This window comes from Paenibacillus mobilis, from assembly GCF_058267595.1.
Map to the genome: position 1 here is coordinate 85,698 of NZ_JBZCMS010000010.1, position 24,520 is coordinate 110,217.

Below are 24,520 nucleotides of genomic sequence, written 5' to 3' on the forward strand. Positions count from 1 at the left end.
TTTAAAAAACACAAAAAAGCCTGCGATGCCTACGCATTCACAGGCTTTTTACCGTTTGCCGGATCACCAGCCGATGGGGCACGCAAACCTGCCGATTGTCCCCGCCGAGCAGCATTTCCAGGGAACGCCGGCCCACCTCCTTGATGTTCAGGTCCATCGTGGTCAGATCCAGCGTCTCTGAAAAAGGCTGATTATCCGACCCCACAATCGACAATTCGCGAGGGATGGCCAGTCCCTCCAATTTAGCCTGCTGCAGCATGCCGGCCGCCACCTCGTCGCCATTAACCAAAAGGGCCGTCGGGCGGTCCTCCATTTGATTCAGCTCGCGGACCACCCTTTTGCCGTCTTCAAACACAAAGCAGTCCTTGAAAATCCAGGCTTCCTGCTCCGGCATTCCTGACTCCGCGCAGAAATCCCGGTAGGCGGCCAGACGGCTGCGGCTGCTCGCCCCCTCCTCCCTTCCCGTACAATAACCGATGCGCCGGTGTCCCCGGCTCTGCAAATATCGCATGCCGTCCAGGAAAGCGGCGTAATGGTCGATATATACGCAGGGCAGATCCGGAACGTATTCGCAGGCGGCAATCGGACCGTATTTCCGGTATGGCAAAATATCTTCCCAGCTGCTGGCATGCGAGCAGACGACAAGGCCGTCGATTTGCTTCTGCTTCAGCATCAGCAGATAGTTTTGCTCCTCCTGCTCGCTGTAATTGGTCGGACAGAACAGCACCGAATGCTGATGATGAAAAGCCGCTTCAAGAATCCCTCCGGCCATGAGCTGAAAGGCGGGATGGTCGATGTAAGGAAGCAGAACCCCGACGGTTCGCGTTTTTCCTTTAACCAGATGTACGGCGTTCATGTTCTGCCGGTAATTCAGCTCCTCGACGATCGCTTCGACCCTGCGCCGCTTGTCTTCCTGCACATAGGGATGGTGATTCAGCACCCGCGACACCGTTGCGATGGATACGCCAGCCAGCCTGGCGATGTCTTTAATAGTCGGCATAAGCTGTTCGTCCCCCTTATAAATAGGTCACTTACTATAACCATAAGGCAAGAGACGAGTTATGGCTACGTGCGGATCCTCTTTTTAACGCGTTTTCCCAAAAAACCGCTTGGTCGCCGAAAGTGCGGCTGCGGCACGAGGCCAGCCGGCGTAAAAAGCCAGAGGTCATTATTTCTGACAATTCCTCTTCTTCCAGACCGTTATCCTTCGCCAGACGAAGGTGGAAAGGGAGCTGCTCCGTATTTCCCTGGGCGACAAGAGCCCCCTCTTCCTTCCTGCAGCACCTTTTAAGCAAAAAGAAAGAGGACAACCGCTCAAATCGGCTGTCCTCTTCTTTCCTTATTGAACCGGCTCGGCCGCTCGGCCTGCCTTTCCATATCTTTATTTGCTTACCTTCACCGTAATCGTGTCACTTGTAGTAGCGCCTGCGGCATTGACCAGCTCGGCCCGGTATTCATAAACGCCGGGGGCGTGTCCGCTGATGGAAGTAACCGCAGACTGAGCCGCCGGGGTATTGGCGCTGAGTGTTTGGGTATCAATCAGCTCACCGTTTTCATATAAACGGTATTCTGTCGCATTGGTGCCCCACCACAAATTCATGGTGACCTTATAACTTCCGTCACCGTCCCAATTGTCCTGGGACAGCACCGGTTTGCCCGGTGAAGCGTCGCGGATCGTCACAGTGAACGGATCGCTTGTGGTCGTGCCGAATTTGTTCGTCAATTCAGCGGTATACACGTAGGTTCCGTTCGGTTTGCCTTGAATGTCCGTGTTTGCCGATTGTGCCGAAGGAGAAACGTCGGTCAACGTTTTGGTGTCGACCAGCACGCCGTTTTCGTAAAGTTTGTAAGTCGTGCCGTTGTTGCCCCACCACAGGTTCATCGTCACGGTATAATGGCCGTCGCCCAGTCCGTTTGCATAACCGCTGTTAGAGGACAAAACCGGCTTGCCGGGAACGCCCGTAGCCAGCGTTTTGCCTCCAACCTCGAAAGCATAGCTTTGTTCGGCCGTGTTGCCTGCAGCGTCGGTCACGACATATTTTACCGCATGGGAACCGGCGCCCAGATCGGCTGCGCTGAAGTTTTGGCCGCTGCTGATCGGCTGGCCGTCCAGCAGAAGCTGCTCGGAAGCGATACCCGACAGAGCGTCGCTGTCCGTCAATTCAAAAACAAGCTGATCCTGCTCGCTTACGTCTCCAACCGCATGGCCGGATTGCGTCAGCTCAGCCGTTGGCGGTGTCGAATCGATTTTGACCTGCAGCGCTTTGGGTTCTTCCGACAACCCCGAGTTGGTCACGGCATGATAAGTCAGGGTATAAATGCTGTCCCCGCTTAAAACGATCGGGGCGCTGTACACTTCGGTCGTGCTGCCATCCAGTCCATAATAAACCGTCGCCTCGGAACCTTCGCCTGTGGAGGTTTCAAGCACAGCCGTTACAGGCTGATTAAACCAGCCGGCCGCATTTGGCTCCGCGGACAACGTCGCGGTGGTCACCGGAGCCGCTTCTTCCCGGGCCGGGGAGAAGTCCGCCAGACTTCTTGGCTTGAGCTGGTAAATGCCTTTAAAAATCGCGGCAACGCCTTTAATATTCAGCGTTTGCCCTTCACTGTAAGGGAAATTTGCCTGGGTGATGCCGGTCCGGGTATCCACACGAATATGGTTGCTTGTGCCGTCGGCGGCAACCGCATCAAATTCAAAGGAACCGGCAGGCGTGGCGCTGATGATGTTGGTCACCGTCACCTCATCCAGCTCTACGAGCTGACCCTGGTTCGCATCGGTTACCGCAGATGTGATGACAGGCTGCGGCAATTCCGCCGTACCGGTCTTCTCGATTTGGACGACATCGGACAGCTCCAGCTCCGTGTTATACAAAGCAGTCGGAGCCGTAACCTTTACCGTGTCGCCGGCATGGAAACCACTTTGGCTTTGGAATACGTAAACACCGCCTGTTTCATCCTGCAAATAAAAAGCTTGTCCGCCAAAAATACCCGGCTCCGTCGTCACAACGCCTTCCACAGTCACCAAGGATCCGGCCGCTTTAGCGCGGGCTTCGCCAATGGAAACCGCTGCCGGAATCGGACTTTCTTCCGGTGGAAGCGTCTCGGCCGGCACATTGCCCAGCGTCACCGATTCCGTCTTGAGATTGCTGCCGTTCAAACGCAGCCGCAGGTTGGAAGCAGCCGTCGTGCCCGGCTTGATGCGGACCGTCAAATCTTTAAACGCATGCCCCTTCAAGTCGCCCGTCAAGCTGAAGTTTGCACTGTATCCATAGCTGGTCGGCCATGTGCCGTCGCTGTTCTGCACCATGGCGATCTGGGCGCCGCCGCTGACCTGGTAGATGCCGAGCTGGAAGCCCGATACCGTCGTGCCGGCCGGCAGGTTATCTGCAGTTACGCGGATTTGGAAATCCTCCGCATTCGGCAGAACCGCCTGGTGAGTAAAGCCGTAAACCGCGCTCGCCGATGCCGCCGGTCCGCCATAAGACCCCGGCTTGAAGGTGGAACGGTCATACCATTTGTAGCCAGGGTCCGGTGCGGCCCAAGGTTCAGGCTGCGGCTCCGTGGACAACGAAGGATCTTCGAACGGCAGCAGAGTCGTCGGCTGATCCAGCGTCAAGCCGTCCACTTGGGTGAAATCCGTATAATCCTCCTGATTGGCCAGCCAGTTGACGGTATTCACCAGCAGGGTGCCGTCGTTTACTTCTTTGAAGCCGTCATAGGTGGTTTTTCTGCCGCCCGTATCTTCGCGCAGATATTTAGGAGTCGCATCCTCTACCGGCGAAGAATCGCCGATAAAAGCGGCTTTGCCGGCACCTTTTTTCGCTACGGCCACAAAAGGGCCTTCCGCCACGCCGCCGCCTTCATAGACGCCCTGGTCAACAGCGTTTGCCCAACCCTCGTTGGTTTGCGGCATATAGACGATGCCTTTGGCTTTTGTCGGATCAAGGATAGCCAGCGTAGAACCGGCATGCATCGCCACGGCAAAAACGCCTTCCGTAATGCCGAATGCTTGAGCCGGGGCTACGATGTTGGTCGCGTTGATATCGGCCAAAGCGTTGTACCGGAACCGGACGCCAAACTCGTCCGCCAGCCAGTCGGAGCTCTCGACGCCCTGCATCGCTTCCGAATTGGCTTCTTCGGCGCTCATGCCTTTGGCCGGGTTATCCCACGCGCCGCGGCGGTAGCCGTTAAATACCTCGGAGCCGTCCCAGCGGTTTTTGTTGCGGTCCGCATTATAGTGGTCGGCAATAAAGAAAATACTGCCCCCGTTATCCACATAATCCGCCATCGCCTGCTGTTCGCTTGCTTTATAAGGAACGTTGGACTCGGCCACGACAAATACGTCATAGCCGCTAAGATCGCTTAACGTAATCGGGGTAGTCTTGCGAAGTTCTTTTACATAATAACCTTCCTCTGCAAGTGCATTGCCGAAGTCGGAAAAAGCGCCGTCAATCACCCAATCGGCCGCGCCTGCGGTTTGTTCATGGGTATTGTCGAACAAAATCTTTTGTCCTGCATGCTCATTGACGACCTTAGCCTCAATAAACGGCGCCGGATCAGCCGGCCCTTCGGCCAACGCGGCCGGTACGGCCCCAAATGCGAACAACTGAAGCGGCAGAGCCACCGCTGCTGCAAGCGTGCTGTTTAGCAGCTTCTTTTTCCAACCTGAATGCTTCTCCCTCATACCCTTCCTCCTCAAAAAAATGGATTGGGACAAAATTCGTCCACTTTTTTCGTCTATAATCCTATCACGGAAAAATTAGGAGAAGTGTTTTTTTATGTAAATCTATGTAACTTTGTACTTTAGTCCTATGTTTTAGCTAAGTTAGGAGAGAAATCATATCGTTTGTCCCGGTTTCCCTCTTATTGGCCCACCTCTTTCACCGCTTTTTCGGAAAAAGGTTCACTATACTTTTTTCTTAGAGTAAACTATTAAAATACTGGGGCTTATATCCAAAAGGGAGAATCGGATTCACCGCCCTTTAAAGTATTTTGCACAGCCCATGAAAGGATGTATAAAGGTATGACGATGGAAAAGATCAGCCAGGCTGAGCAGTTCGAGCAGCTGCTTGGAGAAATCAAACGCCTCAGCAGCAAGGAGCCCAAAACGCTGGAGCAAATGGCCCTCAAGCTCTCCGAGGAAGCCGGGGAAACCTCGCAGGCCGTGTTGTCCGCCTTGAACGCCAGCGGCAGCGGATACAAAGAATTAAATGTTAACGATGTGAAAGAGGAATGCGTGGACGTCGTTCTTGTGGCTTTGGCCATGTTCTACAAGCTGAGCAGCGAAGACGGGGAACTGATGAAGCTGCTGGGCGAGAAATCGAAAAAGTGGGCTAACAAAATGAGCTGAACCCTTAGGGTCAGCTCATTTTGTCGTTCAAGCTCAATCGCCTGAAGGATTCGTCTACTCCAATGGAACGCCCTGCAAAGAACGGCTCATCAACTCCCTGCTGATCTCCAGAGCTTCCTGCCGGTTTTCAGCCGGGGCTGAAACGGGTTCGACATTAGCAGCGTTGCCCTCGCCCAGCTGATATTTGATTCCATTTAAAGTCGTATGGATCTGCTGCGGCCACGTATACCAAATGAATCCGGCCTCTCAAAGCCTTTGTTTCATCATAAAATCGTTTGGATAAAATTTCAATTTTTTAATTCTTCCAGCTCAGCCCGTCTGCAAAAAAAAAGAACCCTCATCCCCAGGATGAGGGTTTAGGGTTCCATTTCAAGCTAATTTCCAAAGCTGATCGTGGGGGAACAAGCCAGAAATTTCGCCAAATAATCTGGAAACGGCGTTTCAGCTTTCTTTATTGGCGGATCCAGGCGTTGGCCAGCAGCAGCGCTCCTTGTGCGGAAGCGGTATCGGCCAAGGCGTTCAGCATTACAAAGTCATGGGTAATCCCTTCAAAACGGACAGCCGTCACGCGGACGCCAGCTTCACGGAGTTTGGCGGCATAAGCTTCGCCTTCATCCCGGAGCACGTCGGCTTCAGCGGTAATGACCAGCGCCTCGGGCAAACCTTTCAGTTCATCCACGCTGGCGCGCAGCGGTGAAGCGTATTTCTCCGCTCTTTGTGCAGGATCGGTTGTGTATTGATCCCAGAACCACTGCATGCCATCGCGGCGGAGGAAATAGCCGGTCGAAAATTGATAATAGGAATCGGTGTCAAAGGAAGCATCCGTTACCGGATAAAACAGCAGTTGTTTTTGAATCTCCCGACCTTTCCGGTCTTTCGCCATTAGCGTCACGGCCGCGGTCATGTTGCCTCCGACGCTGTCGCCGGCAGCGGTGATCCGGCTTGGATCAAGGCCATAATCCGCGCCCTTGTCCGCTACCCATTGCAGGGCTGTGTAAACCTGTTCGATCGCTACCGGGTAACGCGCTTCCGGCGACAGGCTGTAATTAACGAATACTACGGCAGAAGTGGAGCCTACAGCCAACTCCCGAATCAGATGATCATGCGTGTGGGCATCGCCGAACACCCAGCCCGCTCCGTGTGTATACAAAATAACCGGCAGATGGGCCGTCGTAAACTTAGGCCGCACGATTTCAATGGAAACGGAACCTGTCGGACCGCCCGGAATCGTCAAATTTTGAATATCCACCGGGGGTTTGCTGATAGGAGAGTCCTGAACGGCATCTACCGCTTTACGCCCTTCTTCAGGTCCGAGATCAAACAAATACGGCGGGTTCGCTGTATCCTCCACGAATTTCTGAGCCTCCGGCTCAAGGACTACCTTGTTCGCCGCGAAAGTAGAGGTGGTACCATAACCGGACAGCAGGATAAAGGCGGCAAGCCCAGCTGCCAGAAGTTGTTTTTTGGATTTAAATTTCAATTTAATTTCCTCCCTTAATGATTTATGGTCTAAAACCATTTTTCAAAATTATATTGCTAACAATGTATACGGGTAAAAAAATACCTTTTCCGCTCTAACAGCTGTTTGGGGAGCCGCTAAAACTTATGCCTGATTCGAGTTACTTCCACCGTTCTCTCCAGCTTTCCTCCTTCCCGTCCGGCCTTGCATATCCGCTTTGGCTTTCGGCAGTTCAGAATCAGGTTATTGCCCAAATCAATTGCTTACAACTATATTCTACACAATATATTTAATTGTTGTCAATCATATTGTGCAAAATATTTTTAATCATAAAAAACCGACTAGCATCCGAAGATGTTAACCGGCTTTAATCGCAAAAAGGTCAACCCATTTGGGCGGCTGACCCATCCGCTATTTTGTATCTATTCGGCGAACTACAGCGTTCCCGCCGCATTTTTCCCCAGCTTCTTCAACTGCTCGGTCAAAACTTTCTTCTCCTGCCGGGTCAGTCCAGGCATCATGGAATCTACGAAAGCGGCATGCTTCGGAAAAATGTCGTCAAACAGCTTCCGGCCTTCGTCCGTCAGCTCCGCCAGAATCACCCGGCGGTCGGCCGCGCTCGGAACCCGCTTCAGCAGCCCTCTGTTCTCCAGCTTATCGATGTTGTAGGTCATGCTGCCGCTCGTAATCAGCACCTTCTCCCCGATCTGCTGCAGCGGATAGCTGCCTTTATGGTACAGCACCTCCAGAATCGTAAACTCCGATGCCGTCAGCCCGTACTGCTTCATATCTTTGACCGCCCGGTCCATCAAGGAACGGTACGCTTTCGAAAGCACGATGAACAGCTTCAGGGAATCCTGATAGCTTTGTTCCTGCCGTTCTTCCTGCTCCACCTGCTGTTTTTGCTCAAATTCAGGCATAACCTCACCTCTAACGTTGTCTAATCAAGGTAAAAATATCGCCAAGCCCCGCGTAATCATCGCCCGCCAAACGGCTGACCGGCTTCAGCGCCGATGCTTCGATATAACCGTCCCGGTACACCGATTCGTCAAAATGGAACCGGACCACCCGGACAAGCAGCAGGTCGCACACTACTCCGTCTGCATCTGGACCGCCCGCTTCCGTTCCGGTTCCGGCCGTTTCGGCGGCCCGTTCCTCGGAAAGCTCTGCCGTGACTGCCCCGGCACCGCTTGTTCTCCTAATGGGGATGTTTTGTTCCACTACACATTCCATCCGGATTTTGGCCTCCCGAATGCCGGGTACGGCAACCCGTTCGCTCGGCACGGTCGTCAAAGCGGTCAAATCCAGCTCGCTTTGCTCCGGCGGAAGCGGAGCGGCGGTTTTATTCATCTCTTCCGCGAGCTCTTCATCCACGATATGGACGACGAGCTCCTTGCGGTTGACCGCATTGCGGGCCGTGTCCTTCATGACCCCGTTTTTGCGGTGGACGACTACCGACAGCAGCGGCGGGTCGCTCGCCACGATTGAAAAATAGCTGAACGGAGCAGCGTTAACCGTCCCCTCTTCTCCAAGCGTGGAGATAAAAGCAATCGGTCTTGGAATGACGCTGCCGATCAAAAGCTTGTAATTGGCCCTTTCATCCTGGCCGTCCGGATCAATGGAGATCATCGCCATGCTCCTTTACCCTTTTAGTTCTTTGCCGAACTGCTCGTCGTACCAGGCTTTTGCCGCCTCAACCTCGCTGCGGGACAACTGATGGCCCTGGTTTTCCCAATGCGTAGTTACCGCAATGCCTGCTCCCTGCAGCAGCCCGGCCAGCTCTTCCGTTTCGCTGGAACGGACCAGCGGATCATTGGTCCCAGCTCCGATAAATACCGGCAGTCCCGGGGATGCCGGGAGCTCGATATGGCGCCGCGGCACCATCGGATGCAGCAGAATGGCCCCTTTCACGGCGGAGGCATAATGAAACAGAAGGCTTGCGATAATATTCGCTCCGTTGGAATATCCTACCGCAATGAGGTTGCTGCGGTCAAATCCATACTCTTTCGCCGCTTCCTCCAAATACGCCTGTACCTCCCCAGTGCGCAGAATCAGATCCTGCTCGTCAAAAATCCCTTCCGCAAGCCGTCTGAAAAAACGCGGCATCCCGTTCTCCAGGACGCTGCCGCGTAGTCCCAGCACGGAAGATTCCGGCGAGATCATTTCCGCGAGAGGCAGCAGGTCACGTTCATTGCCGCCGGTGCCATGGAACATAACAAAGGTCGGGGCTTCGGGGTTGCTTCCTTTTACGAATACATGTTTCATGTTATTTATCCTCCTTTAGAACTCTGACTTCAATAGGCATCAAATTGGCCTCAATGGCTTGGCGATGCGGCTCGTACCACTCCGGCAGCTTCAGTTCCAGGCCCAGCTCATCCGCCGGCTCGTCGGTAGCAAAACCCGGAGGATCCGTAGCGATTTCGAACAGGATGCCGCCGTCCTCACGGAAATACAACGCTTTGAAATATTGGCGTTCCACAATGCCGGTCGTGCCGAAGCCGTAACCTGAGACGCGGCGGTTCCACTCCAGATGCTCCTCGTAATCTTTCGCTCTCCATGCGATATGGTGAACGGTACCCGCGCCGCCTGTTCCCCACGGAACATTGGAGACCGGCACATCGATGACATTGCCTAACTCTCCTTCGGCTTTAAAACGGATGAACCCGTTTTCTTCGCCGATTTCCGTCATGCCCAGTACGTCCGTGAGCACTTTCCGTGTACTTGCCGAATTTCCGCTGTACAGCACGACCCCGCCGAACCCTTTGATCGCTTTATCGGCCGAAACACCGCCAAACGACCAAGCGCTGGCCGGGCCTTCTTCCCGTTCTACCAGCTCCAGCTTCAAACCGTCGTTATCCGAAAACTGCAGGTAGCTTTCTCCGAAACGCGACGCTTTCATCACGGTAATACCAAACTTAAGCAGCCGTTCTTCCCAGAATGGGAGCGCGCCGGCAGGGACAACATAAGTGGTGATGCCGACCTGGCCGCCGCCGATTTGCCCTCTGCGGGCTCCCGGTGCCGGGAAAAAGGTAATGATCGTTCCGGGTGCCCCTCCTTCATTGCCGAAATACAGATGATAAATGTCCGGGGCGTCAAAGTTGATTGTTTTCTTCACGAGCCGCAGCCCAAGGACTCCGGCATAAAAATCGACGTTTGCCTGCGGGTCGCCCGCAAAAGCGGTGATGTGGTGGATACCGGCTGTTTTCATACTCATGTTAATCGCTCCTCTTATTGTACAATTATGTTTATTCTATTTCAAATATCTTTATAATAAATATCTTTAATTAAAGATTAATATGAAAAAGACCTCTTGTCAAGTCGTTAAAATCGGACCTCTTGACGCGAAACCATTTGGTTTCGTATAATTGACAAAAAGGAAACCAAATAGTTTCCTATTAATCTCTGCGGCGGTTTCATTTGCAGGATCCTAAGTATAATATATGGAGGTTATTCCATGTCAGAGAATCAGCAGGCTTTTTCCCACGAGGTTCATAAAACGGCGGTATTCAAGGCCCCCATTGAAAAAGTGTGGGCGGCGGTAGCCACGTCCGACGGCATTGCCGCCTGGTTTATGCCAAACACCTTTGAACCCGTGCTTGGCCACGAGTTTATTTTGAAGGCCGGCCCTTACGGCGATTCGCCGTGCAAGGTCATTGAGCTCGAACCTCCGACCCGGCTGAGCTTTAACTGGGGCAAGGACTGGATCCTTACCTTTGAATTGAAGGACCTCGGCGGCCAAACCGAATTCAACCTGTACCATAAAGGCTGGGATGCGGACAAGGTTACCGAATTCGGCCAGCCACATCCGGTTGTACAACCAAATATGGCGCAAGGCTGGAACCAGCTGGTGGCCAAGCTGCAGCAGCTGATGGAGCAATAATGTCCTCCGCTGCCGTAAAACACGATGTTTTCCAGGCGATCGCCGATCCCAGCCGGCGGAAGCTGTTAAAATTGCTCGCGGATAAAGAGATGCCGGTGAACGAAATCTGCGAGCATTTTTCGATGACAAGAACGGCGGTTTCCAAACATCTTCGCATATTGGCCGATTCAAACCTGGTCAGCGTGCAAAAGGTCGGACGGGAGTCCCGCTACAGGCTGGAAGCCGGTGGCCTCAAAGAGGTGCAGGAATGGGTGTCCTTTTACGAGCAGTATTGGGACAACAAGCTGTCGATGCTGCGTCATCTGGTGGAGAACGACGGCAAACCGGTGCCGCTGCATGCGGCGCGGGATGCGGAATCCGATACGGAACTCGATACGTAAAGCAACTCCCGGTCGGCCCGGGAGTTGCTTTAAGATGATGAATAAAAGAGGAGCAGTCTGCCGGGGGCGGCAGACTGCTCCTCTTTCTTCTTTTTTTAAAAGGGACCTGACAAAACCGGCAGCGAAAAATAAAATTCCACCCTGCCCTGCCCGGCTTCATGACCATAGGCTGCCTGATGGTTCTCGAGAATGGTGCCGGTAATCGACAAACCCAGCCCGGTGCCGCTTAAATGTTTGCTGCGGGATTCCTCCATGACAAAAAACGGCTCCCAAATCCGCTCCCACCGGGCTTCATCTCTCGTATCCGCCCTGTTGGCGATCCGGAACCGCACCTGTTCCGAACGCACTTCCGCCAGAACCTCCACCCGGCTGCCTTCCGAATATTTCACCGCGTTGGACAACAGGTTGCGCAGGACCGATTCCAGCTTGCGCCGGTCCCCCCTGACCCAAACCTCAGGAGGAAGAACGTCCTCCACGTTCAAATCCAGCTCTCGCTGCCGGAAAGCAACCCGGTAATCCTCCAGGGTTTCGACGAGCAGTGAATGAAATTCAGTCGGCTGAAAATCATATGTTTCCGTCTGCAGCTTGGACAGCTCCAGCAGCCTGTCGATCATCCCCGCCATTTCCTCCGTCTGCCGCCGGATGACCTCCACATACGTTCCGTCGTCCATTCCGTCCTGAATCCCGGAGGCATAAGCCCGGACCAGGGCAAGCGGAGTTTTCAGCTCATGCGACACATCGGCGATAAAGGTCCTTAAATTGTCGTTTCTCGCCTCCAGCGACCGCTGCGCTTTTTTCAATTTATCGCTCATTTTGTTGATGCTGTCCGCCAGGGACTCGATTTCGTCTCCCGTACGGACATCCGCATGAATAAAAGTCAAATCGGCAATCGATTTGGCGGTTTCGCTCAGCTTGGCCAACGGCTTTACGATTCTGGCCGTATACAAAGCCGACAGCAGAATCAGCAGCAGCAGCATGCCTGCCCAAATATACAGGTTAAACCGGTTGACGATGCCGATCGTCTCCGAGGAATAAGAGATGGACTCCCCTACCGCAATGACTTTCCCGTCCAGAGGCAAAAAATTAACCAGAAAGCTGGATTTTAATTTGGCCTGATCGTAAATTTTGTTGACCTGCCGGCCTTCGCGCAGCTGCGCCAGGCTTTCCTCGCTCAGCCAGAATTTGCTTAACGCGATGCCCTTCCGGTTTAGCTGCAGCAGGATATCGCTGTTTAAGTCGTTCAGGTTTTCCGACAGCGGCGCATAAACGACGGTCACTTGATTGCCAGCCTCCATTGACCGAATCCGCTCGTCCAAGCTGCCGCTGCCTGCGCTGGTCTGCGCCACTGCCAGCTCGGAGGTCACCTCCGCCAGCTTCACTTTTGTTTGATATAAGAAATACTTCGGCAGGAAATAGGTGTCCACGGCAAACGTCAGCATAAAAACGGCGCACAGCGCCAGCGTAATCCGCGTAATCAGCTTGCGGGTCAGCTTACTCATCCGGTCTGTCCCCCAGCGGGTTATCCGGCTTCTCTCCCCCTGGATCGTCCTCCAGGCAGTAGCCCATTCCCCGGTAAGTTTTGATCCGGCGTTCCCCGATTTTCTCCCTCAGCCTGCGGATATGCGTATCCACCGTACGTTCGTCCCCGAAGTAATCAAAGCCCCATACCTGGTCCAACAGCATTTTTCGGGTCACGATTTGCCCTTTATTAATCGTCAGATATTTCATCAGCTGAAATTCCTTCGACGTAGCCTGCAGATCCTGGCCTTCGCGGAAAATTTTTTGCCCCTCCAGGTCCACCACCAGGTCTCCGATCCGGATTTGGGCGTCCAGATTCAGCAGCTTGCGGGCTCTCGCCAGCAGAATTCGGGGATCAAACGGCTTGCGTATATAATCGTCGGCACCGGCATTTAAGGCGTACAGTTCTTCGTCGGTTTCGCCTTTTGCCGTCAGCAGCAGCACCTTGGTGCGGCTTGCTTTTTTGATCTCCCGGCATACCTCCACCCCGCTGAGCTTCGGCATCATCCAATCCAGCACGGCCAGGTCCACCTGATGTTCGTAAAACAGCTCCAGCGCCTCTTCCCCGTCCCGGGCCATATATACCTTAAACCCTTCTTTGATGAAATAACTTTTTAAAATCTGCAGCATCAGCAATTCGTCTTCCGCCAGCAGCAGGTTCATCAGAGTCCCCACCTTTCCGGCTTCGCTCAGCCCTTGTTTCTTATAAGAATTTAAGAGTGTTTATACATTTTAACTATAAAAAAGAAAGGTTACAGCAGTGTGACATCTCCGTCCCTCTTTGGCACATTGCTGTAACATTATGCCCTTACAATGGTTCTGTTTTTCAAAATCAGAAATAGAGGAGCAATGTTATGAAACCCAAATTTGCATGGATGACATCCTCGGCCCTTATGGCGGTTATGCTGGCCGGATGCGAAAGCGGCGGCGAAGCCGGCCAGGCTTTGCCGCCGGCCTTGGCTGCGGGCCATGTCGAGCAGACGAAAGCGGCCGTAGTTCCGGCCGGCGAACCGTTTGATTTTGAGGTGGATCCCGAAACCTTTGCGTTAACCCTTATCAAGGACGGCGTCCGGGAGCCGGCTTCCCTGCCCCTGCCCAAAACCAAGGTTACGAATCTGGTCAAAACCGAAAATTCCGTTTCCTGGACTTATCCCGGCCAGATGGACATCAGCATCGCCAAACAAAGCAACTATCTGGATATTCAGCTGAAGTCGGCCGGCGCCCCCAAATTCCAGTGGCCGGTGGTTCAGTCAGACAGCTATACGATGCCGCTTGGCGAAGGGAAACAGATTCCGGCGGACGACAAGGATTGGCAGACGTTTTTGAAAGACCAGACTTATACGTTCAGCGAGTCGTTTTCCATGGACTTTTTTGCCTTGAACAGCAAAGCTTTCTCCATGGTTTACGTGGTCACCAACAAATATAACGACGAGGTTCATTTCTCCGCTTCGCCTTCGCTGCAGTTTCAGTTCACGCATGACTTCCCGACGATTAATCCGGACAAAAGCTACGGCTTCCGCCTGTACGTAACGGGCAGCGATCCGCAGCAGATCGTGCAGCCTTACAAAAATTATGTAGCGGAAAACGGCGGTTTCGTCACACTGGAGCAGAAAGCCGCCCAAAATCCGAATATCCGCAAGCTCTACGGCGCCCCGCAAATTTATCTTTGGAGCGAACAGATCCTGACGGCCGATGACGTCAAATGGCCCAAGCTCAAAAATGTGCTGGCGTCCAGGCTGGGGCCATGGCTCGTGCATTTGATGAGCGAAACGGCCGACGGCAGCAGCGAGCTCTCCCAAACGCTGGCCGACGTTTCCGGTCAGGATTACGTAGACAGCTATCAAAAAAGAGTCATTTTAAACGCCTTCAACCAGGCGCTGAAAATGCGGGATTTTTACTCATTTGACCAGTTCCCGAATCCTGGCGAGGACGCCGCCTCCCTCATCCAGCAAGGGGTAGAAAACCTCAGTGAAGAGAAGCTGTACGATTTGAACAAGTTGCTTTTAAAAAATAGCCTGGGGGACGCCGTGTCCGACATCAGCGAATGGGGTCAAGCCGGCTCCACCGATCTGATTCAGAATCTGCACGACTCCGGCATCGACAAAGCCTGGATCGGTCTGCCCAATTGGGCGGACGGCCTGATGAACCCGGCTATGGTCGATGAAGCGGTCAAGGAAGGTTATCTCATCGCCCCTTACGATTCTTATCATTCCATCCAGGAGAAAGCGGACATTTCCTGGAATACGGCATCGTTTCCGGATCCGACGCTTTATGAAAAAGCAACCGTCACCCGTGAGGACGGAACCAAGGTGGCCGGCTTCCTCGGCCGGGGACGCAAGCTGAATCCTACGCTGGCAATGCCAAGCGTCAAGGAACGCGCCGAAGGCATCCTGCAGGACGGAATCGGCTATAACTCCTGGTTTGTGGACTGCGACGCCACCGGGGAAATTTACGACGATTACTCCGCCGACCATCCGACCACGCAGGCCGAGGATTTGAAGGCGCGGCTGGAGCGGCTCAGCTATTTTGCCAATGACCAGCAGATGGTTGTAGGCTCCGAAGGCGGCAACGACTACGCCAGCGGCGTGATCGCTTTTGCGGAAGGCATCGAAAGCCCGATTATTGCCTGGGGCGATCCCGATATGCGCGATAACAAGGACAGCCCTTATTACGTGGGCGGCTATTATGCGATGTCCGGCATCCCGGAGCGCTACGGCAAAGCCGTGCCGATCAAACCGCTGTATGCAAAGGTTTATACGGATCCGGCTTATTCCGTCCCGCTCTACAAGCTGGTTTATAATGATTCCATCATCACCACCAACCATTGGGAATGGGGCAGCTACAAAATTAAAGGCGAAGAAGCCGACCGGATGCTGTATGAGCTCCTTTATAACGCTCCTCCTCTGTACCATCTGGACCAAACGGCCTGGGATGCGGAGAAATCCAGCATCACCGGTTTCCTGAAGGTGTGGTCTCCTTTGCACCAGGCCGCCGTAACCGAAGAGATGACCGGCTTCGGGATTCTGACGGACGACAAGCGGGTGCAAAGCGCGCAATACGGAGACGACATCAAGGTGATTGTGAATTTCTCGGATCACGATGTTACCGTTCAGGGACAGAAGCTGAAGGCCAAATCCGCCTTTATTTTGCAGGACGGACAAACGGTCTTTTTTGATGCTGCGGCCAACGCCGCGCTGTTGAAATAGCTAGAAAAAAAGAACCCTTGATTCCTTACGGATCGGGGGTTCTTTGGCATGTGCGGGATACGGGCCTGGGCGAAAAACGCCCCTGGCGGCCTTGCCCGGATTACTTGTTCAAATACCGCTCCTTCAAGATCCCGAGCGTATGCAGCTCATGCCCGGCAATGATGTAAGCCAGCGCCCGAACCGTAGCCGGATTTCCGTTAACCGTGCCTTCCCGCGGCCAAGCCTCCTCGGATAATCCGGCGAGCAGCGTCAGGGTTGCGGTTCGCACGGCCGTATAATCCTTGGCAATCTCCTCGAAGGTCCGGCTGACTACGGCCGCGTTGCTTACATATTCATTTTCGTCAAAGCCGGGCAGCGGCGTTTTGTCTCCTCTTGCTACACAAAGCAAGCGGTAGCTCATCACCCGTTCCGTGTCAACCATGTGGCCCAGTACTTCTTTAAACGTCCATTTTCCGGGCGCGTAACGGGTTTCGCCCAGCTCCTCCGGGAGCCCGTCGATCCAATCCCCTACTTCGTTCAGCCTGCCCGCCAGCAAATCCGTAATTTCTCCCTCAGGAACCTTGGCTATGTACCCGTCGTAATAAGCCGGATATTCCTCCGGCAGAGGTCTGTTCATCATTTGATCTACCTCCTTATGGATTTTTTTATTTAACATACTATAAAAACCTAGCGAAATCAGCAGTTGATTTTAGCTGCCGTCGCACCATCCCTACTCTTCAATCTCGCTGCTGCCTGACCGTTTTATGGCTTTTCGAGTCCACTTCAAATCCATCGATCGTAAAATAACGGTTGTTTTTCCAATGCACCGTGCTTTCCATTCTGTAAGGACCCGAATAGAGCGTTTTGTCCAAAGTAAACGGACCGTAATACGTTCGAAGCGTTCCAAGCGTGCTTCCGCCCAAAGCTCCCTCATCCACCATCGTCACGATAACCGCCCGCCTGCCGTCCGGCGACTTCGCCTCGGCCAATACATTCTCGGCAGTAAGACCCCCAAACAGAAGTTTGACCAGAATGACCATCAGCAGCGCCAAAACAGCCAACAGATGCAGAACCCCTCCCATTACTTTGAGGCTGCCATGCGCTTTCTGCGCAGCGAGCGGGGGAACCAGCAGCAGCCAGGGCAGAACCAGCCAAGGGTAAAAAAGCGCAGCCGCAAACAGCGCTCCATCCAGAGCAAACAGCAGGAAGGCGGTGCGATTGCCCAATCTATGGGCATGGACATAGGTACGCCAAACGACCAGGAATACCGCGGCCGTATATAAACCTAAAGCTGCGTGCTGCAGCAGCGGGCTTTTCCAGTAGACATGAAATCCGTAGAAAAACGCAAACACCCCGGTGTAAACCGCACAAGAACTCACACCCAAGGAACATTTGGCGCGCAACATGAATTTCCCCCCTATCGCTTGCCTTCTTTTCGCAGGTTCCTTTACTTGCTTACCAGAAATTGTATCCTTTATCTTAACAACGAACTTAACGGACCATAGTTACACCTTGTTTTCTCAAAAAAGAGATTTCATTCCGATACACGCCTCTCCTTATTGTAGATGGAGCAATTCTATTACTTTTTCCGAAGCCGTCTACCAACTCCGATCAAATATGTTACTATTTATTTAAAAGCTAAGAGATGGACAACCATAACACCATTTTCCAAAGGGGAGCTAAGCGGTAAAATGGGCTCATTTATCACTAATTACATCGTGATCGTGTCGATCTCCGGTGTGCTTAACGTTTTCCTGGCTTTTCTGGCCTATTCCAGGCGCACGGATTTTCAGGGATTCAAAGCTTTTGTCGCTATTGCGGTTACGTCAGCTATCTATATTTTCGGTTACGCCTTGGAGCTTTCAAGCGGGTCCCTTGAGGAAATGCGGTTCTGGAGCAAAATCGAATATCTCGGGCTGCCGTTTATATCCCCCGCCGACCTGGTTCTGGTGTTTTTTTTCGTCGGAATGGAAAGGTGGCTGAACCGGATCACGCTGCCGCTGCTTTTTGTCGTCCCGGCCATTTCCTGCTTGTTGTCCTTAACCAACGATTATCATCACTTGCTGTACCGCGATATGTATTTGCATCCGGATGCGCCCTTTGCAACGGCCGATATCGTAATGGGCCCCTGGTATATCGTGAATGGCAGTTATACCTTTGGCTGCCTGTTTGCGGGAGGCTGCATCATTTTAGCCAAATGGAATTCGATGAAGCATAATTACAAATGGCAGATGCTTACCCTTCTAATCGGGATTTGTCTGCCGTCAGCCGCTTCCCTCTCCTACCTGTTCGGGCTCTCCCCTTACGGGATGGATCCCGTGCCGGTCGTCATGAGCGTGACCTCCACCTTATACATCATCGCCATTTGGTCTCGCGGCATGCTGACGGCTGCGCCGATTGCCCGCGAAAGCCTATTCCGGAACATGGTCGACGGAGTGCTGGTCATGGATTCCGCCGAAAGGGTGATTGATTATAACCCTTCGGCGGTCAAAATGATCCCCGGCTTGAACGCTGCCTTGATCGGCAAACCGGTGTTCCCGCTGCTGGAACCGGGAAGTCCCGAAGCGGCCGCTTTTATCCGGACAAACGGTCAGACCTCCCAGGCCGAAGAGCAGGTCAGATGGAGCAGCGGAGGACAGACCTTTCATTACCTGCTCCGCACGGCCCCCATCATGAAAGAAGGCGGCCGCTGCGTCGGCCGCATGATCAAGCTGATTGACGTGACGGAGCAAACGGTCATGCAGGAGAAGCTGCATTTCCTGGCTACAAGAGACAGCTTGACCCAGGTTTATAACAGGGGGCACTGGATGGAATTATCACGGGCGGCCCTACATGAGGTTAAAGAAGCTGGACGCCCGCTGTCCCTGATTCTGCTGGACATTGACCATTTCAAAAGCATTAATGACCGCTATGGGCATGATGCCGGCGATGAGGCTCTCCGCCATATAGTTGCCGTCTGCGGCCGTTATTTAGACGACGGTGCACATTTCGGCCGGTACGGCGGCGAAGAGTTTGTCATCTGTCTGCCGGGACAGGATCTCCAGCAGGCCTGGCGGCTTGCCGAGGCCCTTCGGCAGGGCATCGTGACAAATCCGCTTATGACGGAGTCGGAACAAGTGCCTATTACGTCAAGTTTTGGAGTAGCGGATGAAAAATGCGGCGACACGCTGGAAGAAATCCTTCGTTCAGCGGACAAAGCCCTTTACCGGGCCAAACACGGCGGACGAAATCAGGTTCATCTGGCCATGCCGGAAACCGTTCATTAATAGCAAAGACAATCAGGCTCCTATCCGTTTAAGACTAAAAAACGGATAGGAGCCTTTTTCTGTGCAGTTTGCGGAGATTTCCACTATGTAAGGAAGAATAAGGAATCCAAGGCCGGGAAATAATACACCAACAGCCAGTAAAGGAGGATTGACGATGAATACGCCACGACCATCCAATACCAGTCAATCTAACCATTCCGAACCGAAGAGCGTCCCCTCTTCACGTCCGTTTACAGACTCTCTGGAAGATAACCTGAATGAGCTTCTGGACCGTTTAGGAGAAAGCGCGGACGTTGTTGTGAGAAAGCTGGATTCTGAGGATGTCCTTCCTATCGCTTTGGTTTATATTGACGGACTTATAAACGTAGATATTATCAACCAATCCATTCTTCAGCCTCTGACGAATACGCTCCTTCAATATAAGGGAAAGGAATCAAAGGAAAGCGCTGCCGAACACCTGAGGGCAAAGCTGCTTCCCATTACCCAATTCCAGGAATGCAAAACCTTCGAAAGCGCATTCTCCATGCTCTTCGAAGGCCATACCCTCGTTTTTATCGACGGGAATAAAGTAGCGCTCTCCATGGATACCACCGGTTGGCAGATGCGCAGCATTAACGAACCCACTTCACAGGCGGTTGTACGCGGCCCTAAGGAAGGGTTTACCGAAAATCTCCGGACCGGAACTTCCTTGCTGCGCAGAAAAATCAAGTCCCCCGACCTGCGGATTGAGGAATACAAGATCGGGGCGCGTACCCAAACGAATATCGCGTTGGTTTATATGAAGGGAATAACCGACGATCAGATCCTGAAAGAAGTCCGGAGCCGGCTTAACGGGATACAAACAGACGCTATTCTTGAAAGCAATTATATCGAGGAATTTATCCAGGACGGAAAATGGACTCCGTTTCCGACCATACAAAACTCCGAACGTCCGGATGCCGTAGCTGCAGGCATCCTCGAGGGTCAAGTCGCACTCTTGATTGACGGGACACCCTTTGCGCTACTAACTCCGGCTACCTTTTTCAGTTTTTTTCAGTCCAGCGAAGATTATTATCAGCGGTACGATGTTGCTTCATTTTTACGACTTATCCGGATCGTCTCCTTTTTTGTTTCCATGACGCTGCCGGCTTTATATATAGCCATCACCACCTTTCATCAGGAAATGGTGCCGACGCCCCTGCTGGTGAGCCTCGCCGCGCAAAGGGAAGGGGTTCCTTTTCCCGCTCTGGTGGAAGCCCTGGTCATGGAATTGACGTTTGACGTGCTGAGGGAAGCCGGCGTCCGGATGCCTAGAGCCATAGGACCGGCCGTTTCCATCGTAGGCGCGCTTGTGCTGGGGCAAGCAGCCGTACAGGCTGGCCTGGTATCGGCGGCCATGGTTATCGTCGTATCCTTCACCGCGATATGCAACTTTGTAATCCCTTCCCAGGTGATTTCCAATGCGCTCAGACTGATCCGTTTTGTCATGATGCTGGCGGCCAGCGTGCTCGGATTATTCGGGATTACTTCATTCCTGATGTTTCTGATGATCCATATGGCGGGACTTAGCTCGGTCGGCGTCCCTTATCTGTCGCCTGTTGCGCCTATGACGCCCCGCTATTTGAAAGACGTATTCATTAGGGCCCCACAAACCCTGTTGAATGTACGTCCTAAAATCGCTGCCAAGCAGGAAGCTTTCAGACAGGCCAAAATCTCCAAGAAAAATTCGGATCAAGAAAATTCCGATCAAGACCCATCCAACCAAGGAGGTCAGTCCCCATGAAACCAAAAATAGGAACCGTACAGGCATCCTTCTTGCTTGTGAATGCGATTGCACCTACGGCCATCCTTCTCTTACCCTCCATTATCAGTACCAGACTGGAGCAGGACGGCCTTTTCAGCCTCGTTTTTTCTGCCGGTTTTGGCATGCTTGTGGTTTTGCTGACCGCCGAATTGATCAGGCGGAGCGGAGGAACCCCTTATATCGAATGGATTGGCAAAATAACCTCTCCGTTAGTTGGAACGATCATGGGCGCATTAATGATTGGAAATTTGATAGAGGAATCGTCCATTGTTTTGCGCCAAAGTACCAACATGCTCAATGAACTTGTCCTTATTAATACGCCGTTTGCCGCCATTTTGATTGTCATGGTAGGCGTAGGCGTTTACATGGCCCATCAGGGCATAGAGGCCTTTACCCGGGTTAACAATATCCTGCTTCTGGTGTATTTTCTGCCTATCCCTACGTACTTATCCGGGGTAATCGATTTCAATCAATTCAACCGGCTTTTGCCGATGTTCGATCACTCCTTTAACGAGTTTATCTTGGGCAGTCTGGGACCGGCCAACTGGTTCTCCGAATTCACCTTTCTTCTTTATATTGCCCACTATCTTAAAACCCCGGAACGGGCCAAATTTATTGGATTCATGAGTCTGCTCTATATCTTCCTTGAGTTATTCCTTGTTTATTTTCCAACCTTGCTGGCCTTCGGCCCGCAATATATAAAAGTACTAAACTATCCCGTGTTTACGTACTCACGAATCGTCCATTTAGGCCAGGCTTTTGAAAACCTGAATATCTTTCTCATCTCTTTTTGGATTATGGTGAGCTATATAAAGCTGGCCTTTTTCCTGTTCGTGACGCTGGAATGTTTCAAGCAAACCTTCCGGATCAAGGAAACCCAGCCTTATTTGATTGCTTTGGCTCTGATTATCGCCCTTGAATCTTACTACACCTGGGACGATCCTTCCGAATTGTATAAAACTAATCTCGAGAATCAATTTCCCGGCTTCATGCTGTTTAACCTCATAATTCCGTTAATTGTATATGCCATGAGCGTCGTTAACCAATGGAAGACACGGAGAAAGGAGATTAGTCGTGAATAAGTTCTTCTTACCCGGATCAAAAAAATGGCATACGGCTCTATGCATTTCTTTGACCGCCGCCATGTTGAGCGGCTGCTGGGATAACAGGGAGCTGAACGAGCTTGGGATCTCTTCGGGCACCGCCTATGATTGGGCCGATAACCGCTGGACCATTACTTATCAGGTCATCAATCCCCTGGCTTCATCGGGCTCGATGGGCGGCGGCGATGCCAATACTCCTCCTTTCCTGACTTTTACCGAACAAGGTTCTTCTATCATGGAAGCCGTTTCCCGTACCAATATGTCCAGCACCCGGCAGCTGTTCTTCGCCCACTCCCGGATGACCGTCTTTAGCGAAGCCATGGCGCGCAAAGGAATTACGGAGGTTATGGACTTGTTTCTGCGCAAGCCGGACGCCCGGGAAACCGTCAATGTCTTTATAAGCCGGCGAAAAGGCAGGGATATCCTGGATCAATTGATGCAATCGTCCAAAAACCAGGGGGCAGGCGTCCAGTTAATGATGCAGCAGGAAGCCAACCTGAACTCCTATTATCCGGGAATCAGAATGTTTGAGCTGGCTGTCAATCTGGCCTCCGAATCCCACTGCGCTACCGTTCCGGAGATTAAGCTTAGCGGTCAAGAAGTCATGGATACGACGCAGGAAACCGCGGTTACCGACCTTCCCAGCCGCCTTGAACTGGGCCGGCTTGGCGTGCTGAAACATGACAAGCTGGTCGGCTGGTTATCGATCAGGGAAGCCTTCGGGTTGACTTTTCTTACTGATCAGATTAAAACGGCCAGCATCTCCATCGCTTCGGATCCCGAAAAGGAGGACGTAAAAGATTCCTCCTTTTCCCTGCTGCACTCCAAAACGAAAGTCAAACCTAAATGGGAAAACGACCATTTCGTCATGGACGTCCATGTCCGCGGCGGCGGCATGCTGCTTCAGCTGTCGGGAGACGTCGATTTGAACAAACCGGGTGAAATTAAACGGCTGGAGCAGAACATTAATAAGCAGGTGCTCTCCTACATTCAGGAATCCTGGAGTGCCCTGCAAAAAATAAATGCCGACGCCACCGGCTTCGCCACCCTTGTCCACCGGAAATACCCGCGCAGGTGGAAGCAAATCAAAGCCGCCGACAGTTGGGACAAGGAATTCAGGGCGATTGAAATTCGCCCTCACGTTTCCATAAAAATCGAACGTTTTGGACTGGGCAGCAAATCCTATAAAAGTATAGAAAATGAATAAGAGAAGGACAGGAATTTCATGCTCACTGAAATTTTGCTGGTTATCGCCTATGCGGCGGCGTTTATTGTAGGCTGCCGACAATTAAAAGGAAAAAAGCAGGCTTACAAAAAAATAGTGCTCGCATTTCTTTTCGCTTGGAGCGCCGGGGAATGGCTCCTGGGGAGCAACGAAAAATGGTATCCGACCCTTTCGGTCGTGTACTTTTATTTCTATAAGCCCGTGGGCCAAGCCATCGTCCATTGGTTAGGAGGTTAAGCTTATGAAAGCGGGAAAAGAGCAAATCACATCGCTGCAAATCACCTTTATGGTCACTATGTTCGAAATCGGCAGCGCTCCGCTATTTTTGCTGGGCTCCCATGCTCGGCAGGATGCCTGGATCGCTACCGCGATTGGTTCCCTGGCCGGATTGCCGCTTCTCTTCCTGTTCTTCTGGATTCAAAGCAAAGCCGCCGACCGCGACTGGACAGGCCTGCTGCGCAAAGGCTTCGGCCCTTACATAGGTTCCGCCGTCGGCGGCATCTATTCCTTTTATTTTGCTTATCAATCCATGCGAAATGTTCGCGACTTGGGGGAATTAACCAAGCTCAGCTTATTGCCGGGCACCCCCATGTTTTTGACCATGCTGATCTTTGTTTTGACTGGCGGTTATGCGGTATGGAAAGGGGTCCCGGTCGTCTTCAGACTTCCGGAAATGCTGCTCCCGGTTGTTTTAACCTTGTATGCTCTGGTTATCGTAATTTTCTTCTTTTTGAAGGTTCCGGACTATAACCGTCTCGCTCCCGTGATGGAGAACGGATTTTGGCCAATTCTCCAGGTCGCCGTGCCCAATCTCGTGTCCTTCCCTTTTGGCCAAACTCTTGTTTTTCTGATGTTCTGGTCCTTTTGGGAGAATAAAGGCATCCCGGTCAAGCAGACCTTGCTTGGTTACCTGATCGTCAGCTTATTCCTGATCTTTGTTAATTCCGTGATCGTGGCCGTTTTAAGCGCTCCTATCGCTTCGGCCAGCGAGTTTCCCATGCTTAAGGCGGTGCATTCCCTTTCCAGCCTCCGTTTTGTTGAGCGGCTTGAAATCTTGCTGAGCATTTTGCTGTATGTCGGACTGTATATAAAAATGACCGTCTTCTTCCTATGCGCTGCTAGGGCCATGGCCTTCATTACAAAAAAACCGGCCAGGTTCTGGACGATCCCGGCCGGTTTGGTTATTTTCGGAGCTTCTTTTATTGAACAGGGTTATGCCCAGCATTTTGCCATCGGACTTGGTCCCAGCCTGAAAGTGGATGTCGTCTTTCAAATCGTCGTTCCCGTGCTGCTGATCTGCTTTCTGCTGCTCAAAGGACGAAAGAACCGCCGCGCGGGCACTGGCGGAACAACCAAATGAGCGCGGATGTT

At 52.5% G+C, this 24,520-nt stretch carries 21 protein-coding genes and 1 pseudogene; 10 read left to right on the top strand and 12 right to left on the bottom strand.

Annotated elements, in window-relative coordinates; genetic code table 11:
* Window positions 1-37 precede the first annotated feature (37 nt).
* The 3 genes and pseudogenes from AC3ZPD_RS17830 to AC3ZPD_RS17840 form a co-directional block, all read right to left on the bottom strand.
* A complete protein-coding gene (locus tag AC3ZPD_RS17830; RefSeq protein ID WP_490985629.1) occupies window positions 38-1,000 on the bottom strand; it encodes a LacI family DNA-binding transcriptional regulator in 963 nt (320 codons plus the stop codon).
* An 84-nt stretch (window positions 1,001-1,084) separates the two neighbouring features.
* A pseudogene (locus AC3ZPD_RS17835) lies at window positions 1,085-1,379 on the bottom strand (carboxymuconolactone decarboxylase family protein).
* Window positions 1,380-1,381: 2 nt separating this feature from the next.
* Complete coding sequence (locus AC3ZPD_RS17840) at window positions 1,382-4,684, bottom strand: chitinase N-terminal domain-containing protein (protein WP_490985630.1); 3,303 nt, start codon at window positions 4,682-4,684, stop codon at window positions 1,382-1,384.
* Between the two features lie 339 nt (window positions 4,685-5,023).
* Here AC3ZPD_RS17840 and AC3ZPD_RS17845 point away from each other — a divergent pair, with 339 nt between their 5' ends.
* Entirely contained in the window at window positions 5,024-5,350 is a 327-nt protein-coding gene (locus AC3ZPD_RS17845) for a MazG-like family protein (RefSeq protein ID WP_490985631.1), read from the top strand.
* A 451-nt stretch (window positions 5,351-5,801) separates the two neighbouring features.
* On the opposite strand, the gene AC3ZPD_RS17850 is transcribed toward AC3ZPD_RS17845, so the two are convergent.
* From AC3ZPD_RS17850 to AC3ZPD_RS17870, 5 genes are all read right to left on the bottom strand, one after another.
* Window positions 5,802-6,773, bottom strand: coding sequence for an alpha/beta hydrolase (locus AC3ZPD_RS17850; protein ID WP_490985695.1), 972 nt, complete (start codon window positions 6,771-6,773; stop codon window positions 5,802-5,804).
* 470 nt (window positions 6,774-7,243) lie between these two features.
* The gene (locus AC3ZPD_RS17855) at window positions 7,244-7,729 is read right to left on the bottom strand and encodes a MarR family winged helix-turn-helix transcriptional regulator (RefSeq protein ID WP_490985632.1); all 486 of its coding nucleotides are present in this window, start codon (window positions 7,727-7,729) and stop codon (window positions 7,244-7,246) included.
* 10 nt (window positions 7,730-7,739) lie between these two features.
* Window positions 7,740-8,438, bottom strand: coding sequence for a flavin reductase family protein (locus AC3ZPD_RS17860; RefSeq protein WP_490985633.1), 699 nt, complete (start codon window positions 8,436-8,438; stop codon window positions 7,740-7,742).
* A gap of 12 nt (window positions 8,439-8,450) precedes the next feature.
* Complete coding sequence (locus AC3ZPD_RS17865; protein ID WP_490985634.1) at window positions 8,451-9,074, bottom strand: alpha/beta hydrolase; 624 nt, start codon at window positions 9,072-9,074, stop codon at window positions 8,451-8,453.
* A 1-nt stretch (window position 9,075) separates the two neighbouring features.
* Complete coding sequence (locus AC3ZPD_RS17870) at window positions 9,076-10,023, bottom strand: ring-cleaving dioxygenase (RefSeq protein WP_490985635.1); 948 nt, start codon at window positions 10,021-10,023, stop codon at window positions 9,076-9,078.
* Window positions 10,024-10,263: 240 nt separating this feature from the next.
* Between AC3ZPD_RS17870 and AC3ZPD_RS17875 the strand changes: the two genes are divergently transcribed.
* Together AC3ZPD_RS17875 and AC3ZPD_RS17880 are read left to right on the top strand one after the other, a co-directional pair.
* On the top strand, window positions 10,264-10,689 hold the full coding sequence (locus AC3ZPD_RS17875) for an SRPBCC family protein (RefSeq protein ID WP_490985636.1): 426 nt from the start codon (window positions 10,264-10,266) through the stop codon (window positions 10,687-10,689).
* Window positions 10,689-11,069 (top strand): ArsR/SmtB family transcription factor, encoded by a 381-nt coding sequence (locus tag AC3ZPD_RS17880; protein ID WP_490985637.1) that lies wholly within the window; start codon window positions 10,689-10,691, stop codon window positions 11,067-11,069. Before AC3ZPD_RS17875 ends, AC3ZPD_RS17880 begins: the two co-directional genes overlap by 1 nt.
* A 95-nt stretch (window positions 11,070-11,164) precedes the next feature.
* On the opposite strand, the gene AC3ZPD_RS17885 is transcribed toward AC3ZPD_RS17880, so the two are convergent.
* Window positions 11,165-12,568 (bottom strand): sensor histidine kinase, encoded by a 1,404-nt coding sequence (locus AC3ZPD_RS17885; RefSeq protein WP_490985638.1) that lies wholly within the window; start codon window positions 12,566-12,568, stop codon window positions 11,165-11,167.
* A complete protein-coding gene (locus AC3ZPD_RS17890; RefSeq protein ID WP_490985639.1) occupies window positions 12,561-13,250 on the bottom strand; it encodes a response regulator transcription factor in 690 nt (229 codons plus the stop codon). The genes AC3ZPD_RS17885 and AC3ZPD_RS17890 overlap by 8 nt, the downstream gene beginning before the upstream one ends.
* Window positions 13,251-13,441: 191 nt before the next feature.
* On the opposite strand from AC3ZPD_RS17890, the gene AC3ZPD_RS17895 reads away from it, so the two are divergent.
* A complete protein-coding gene (locus AC3ZPD_RS17895) occupies window positions 13,442-15,793 on the top strand; it encodes a glycoside hydrolase (RefSeq protein WP_490985640.1) in 2,352 nt (783 codons plus the stop codon).
* Between the two features lie 100 nt (window positions 15,794-15,893).
* Here the strand turns inward: AC3ZPD_RS17895 and AC3ZPD_RS17900 are convergent, their stop codons facing one another.
* Together AC3ZPD_RS17900 and AC3ZPD_RS17905 are read right to left on the bottom strand one after the other, a co-directional pair.
* Window positions 15,894-16,412 (bottom strand): DinB family protein, encoded by a 519-nt coding sequence (locus AC3ZPD_RS17900; RefSeq protein ID WP_490985641.1) that lies wholly within the window; start codon window positions 16,410-16,412, stop codon window positions 15,894-15,896.
* A gap of 97 nt (window positions 16,413-16,509) precedes the next feature.
* Window positions 16,510-17,178, bottom strand: a complete 669-nt coding sequence (locus AC3ZPD_RS17905) for a hypothetical protein (protein ID WP_490985642.1) — start codon at window positions 17,176-17,178, stop codon at window positions 16,510-16,512.
* Window positions 17,179-17,463: 285 nt separating this feature from the next.
* On the opposite strand from AC3ZPD_RS17905, the gene AC3ZPD_RS17910 reads away from it, so the two are divergent.
* From AC3ZPD_RS17910 to AC3ZPD_RS17935, 6 genes are all read left to right on the top strand, one after another.
* Window positions 17,464-19,038 carry a histidine kinase N-terminal 7TM domain-containing diguanylate cyclase gene (locus AC3ZPD_RS17910; protein ID WP_490985643.1) on the top strand — a complete coding sequence of 525 codons (1,575 nt, stop codon included), beginning with the start codon at window positions 17,464-17,466 and terminating at the stop codon, window positions 19,036-19,038.
* Window positions 19,039-19,192: 154 nt separating this feature from the next.
* Complete coding sequence (locus AC3ZPD_RS17915; RefSeq protein WP_490985644.1) at window positions 19,193-20,800, top strand: spore germination protein; 1,608 nt, start codon at window positions 19,193-19,195, stop codon at window positions 20,798-20,800.
* Window positions 20,797-21,903, top strand: a complete 1,107-nt coding sequence (locus AC3ZPD_RS17920; RefSeq protein ID WP_490985645.1) for a GerAB/ArcD/ProY family transporter — start codon at window positions 20,797-20,799, stop codon at window positions 21,901-21,903. The genes AC3ZPD_RS17915 and AC3ZPD_RS17920 overlap by 4 nt, the downstream gene beginning before the upstream one ends.
* Window positions 21,896-23,131, top strand: coding sequence for a Ger(x)C family spore germination protein (locus AC3ZPD_RS17925; protein WP_490985646.1), 1,236 nt, complete (start codon window positions 21,896-21,898; stop codon window positions 23,129-23,131). The genes AC3ZPD_RS17920 and AC3ZPD_RS17925 overlap by 8 nt, the downstream gene beginning before the upstream one ends.
* 18 nt (window positions 23,132-23,149) lie before the next feature.
* Window positions 23,150-23,386, top strand: coding sequence for a hypothetical protein (locus tag AC3ZPD_RS17930; RefSeq protein ID WP_490985647.1), 237 nt, complete (start codon window positions 23,150-23,152; stop codon window positions 23,384-23,386).
* 4 nt (window positions 23,387-23,390) lie between these two features.
* Entirely contained in the window at window positions 23,391-24,509 is a 1,119-nt protein-coding gene (locus AC3ZPD_RS17935; protein WP_490985648.1) for a GerAB/ArcD/ProY family transporter, read from the top strand.
* Window positions 24,510-24,520 lie beyond the last annotated feature (11 nt).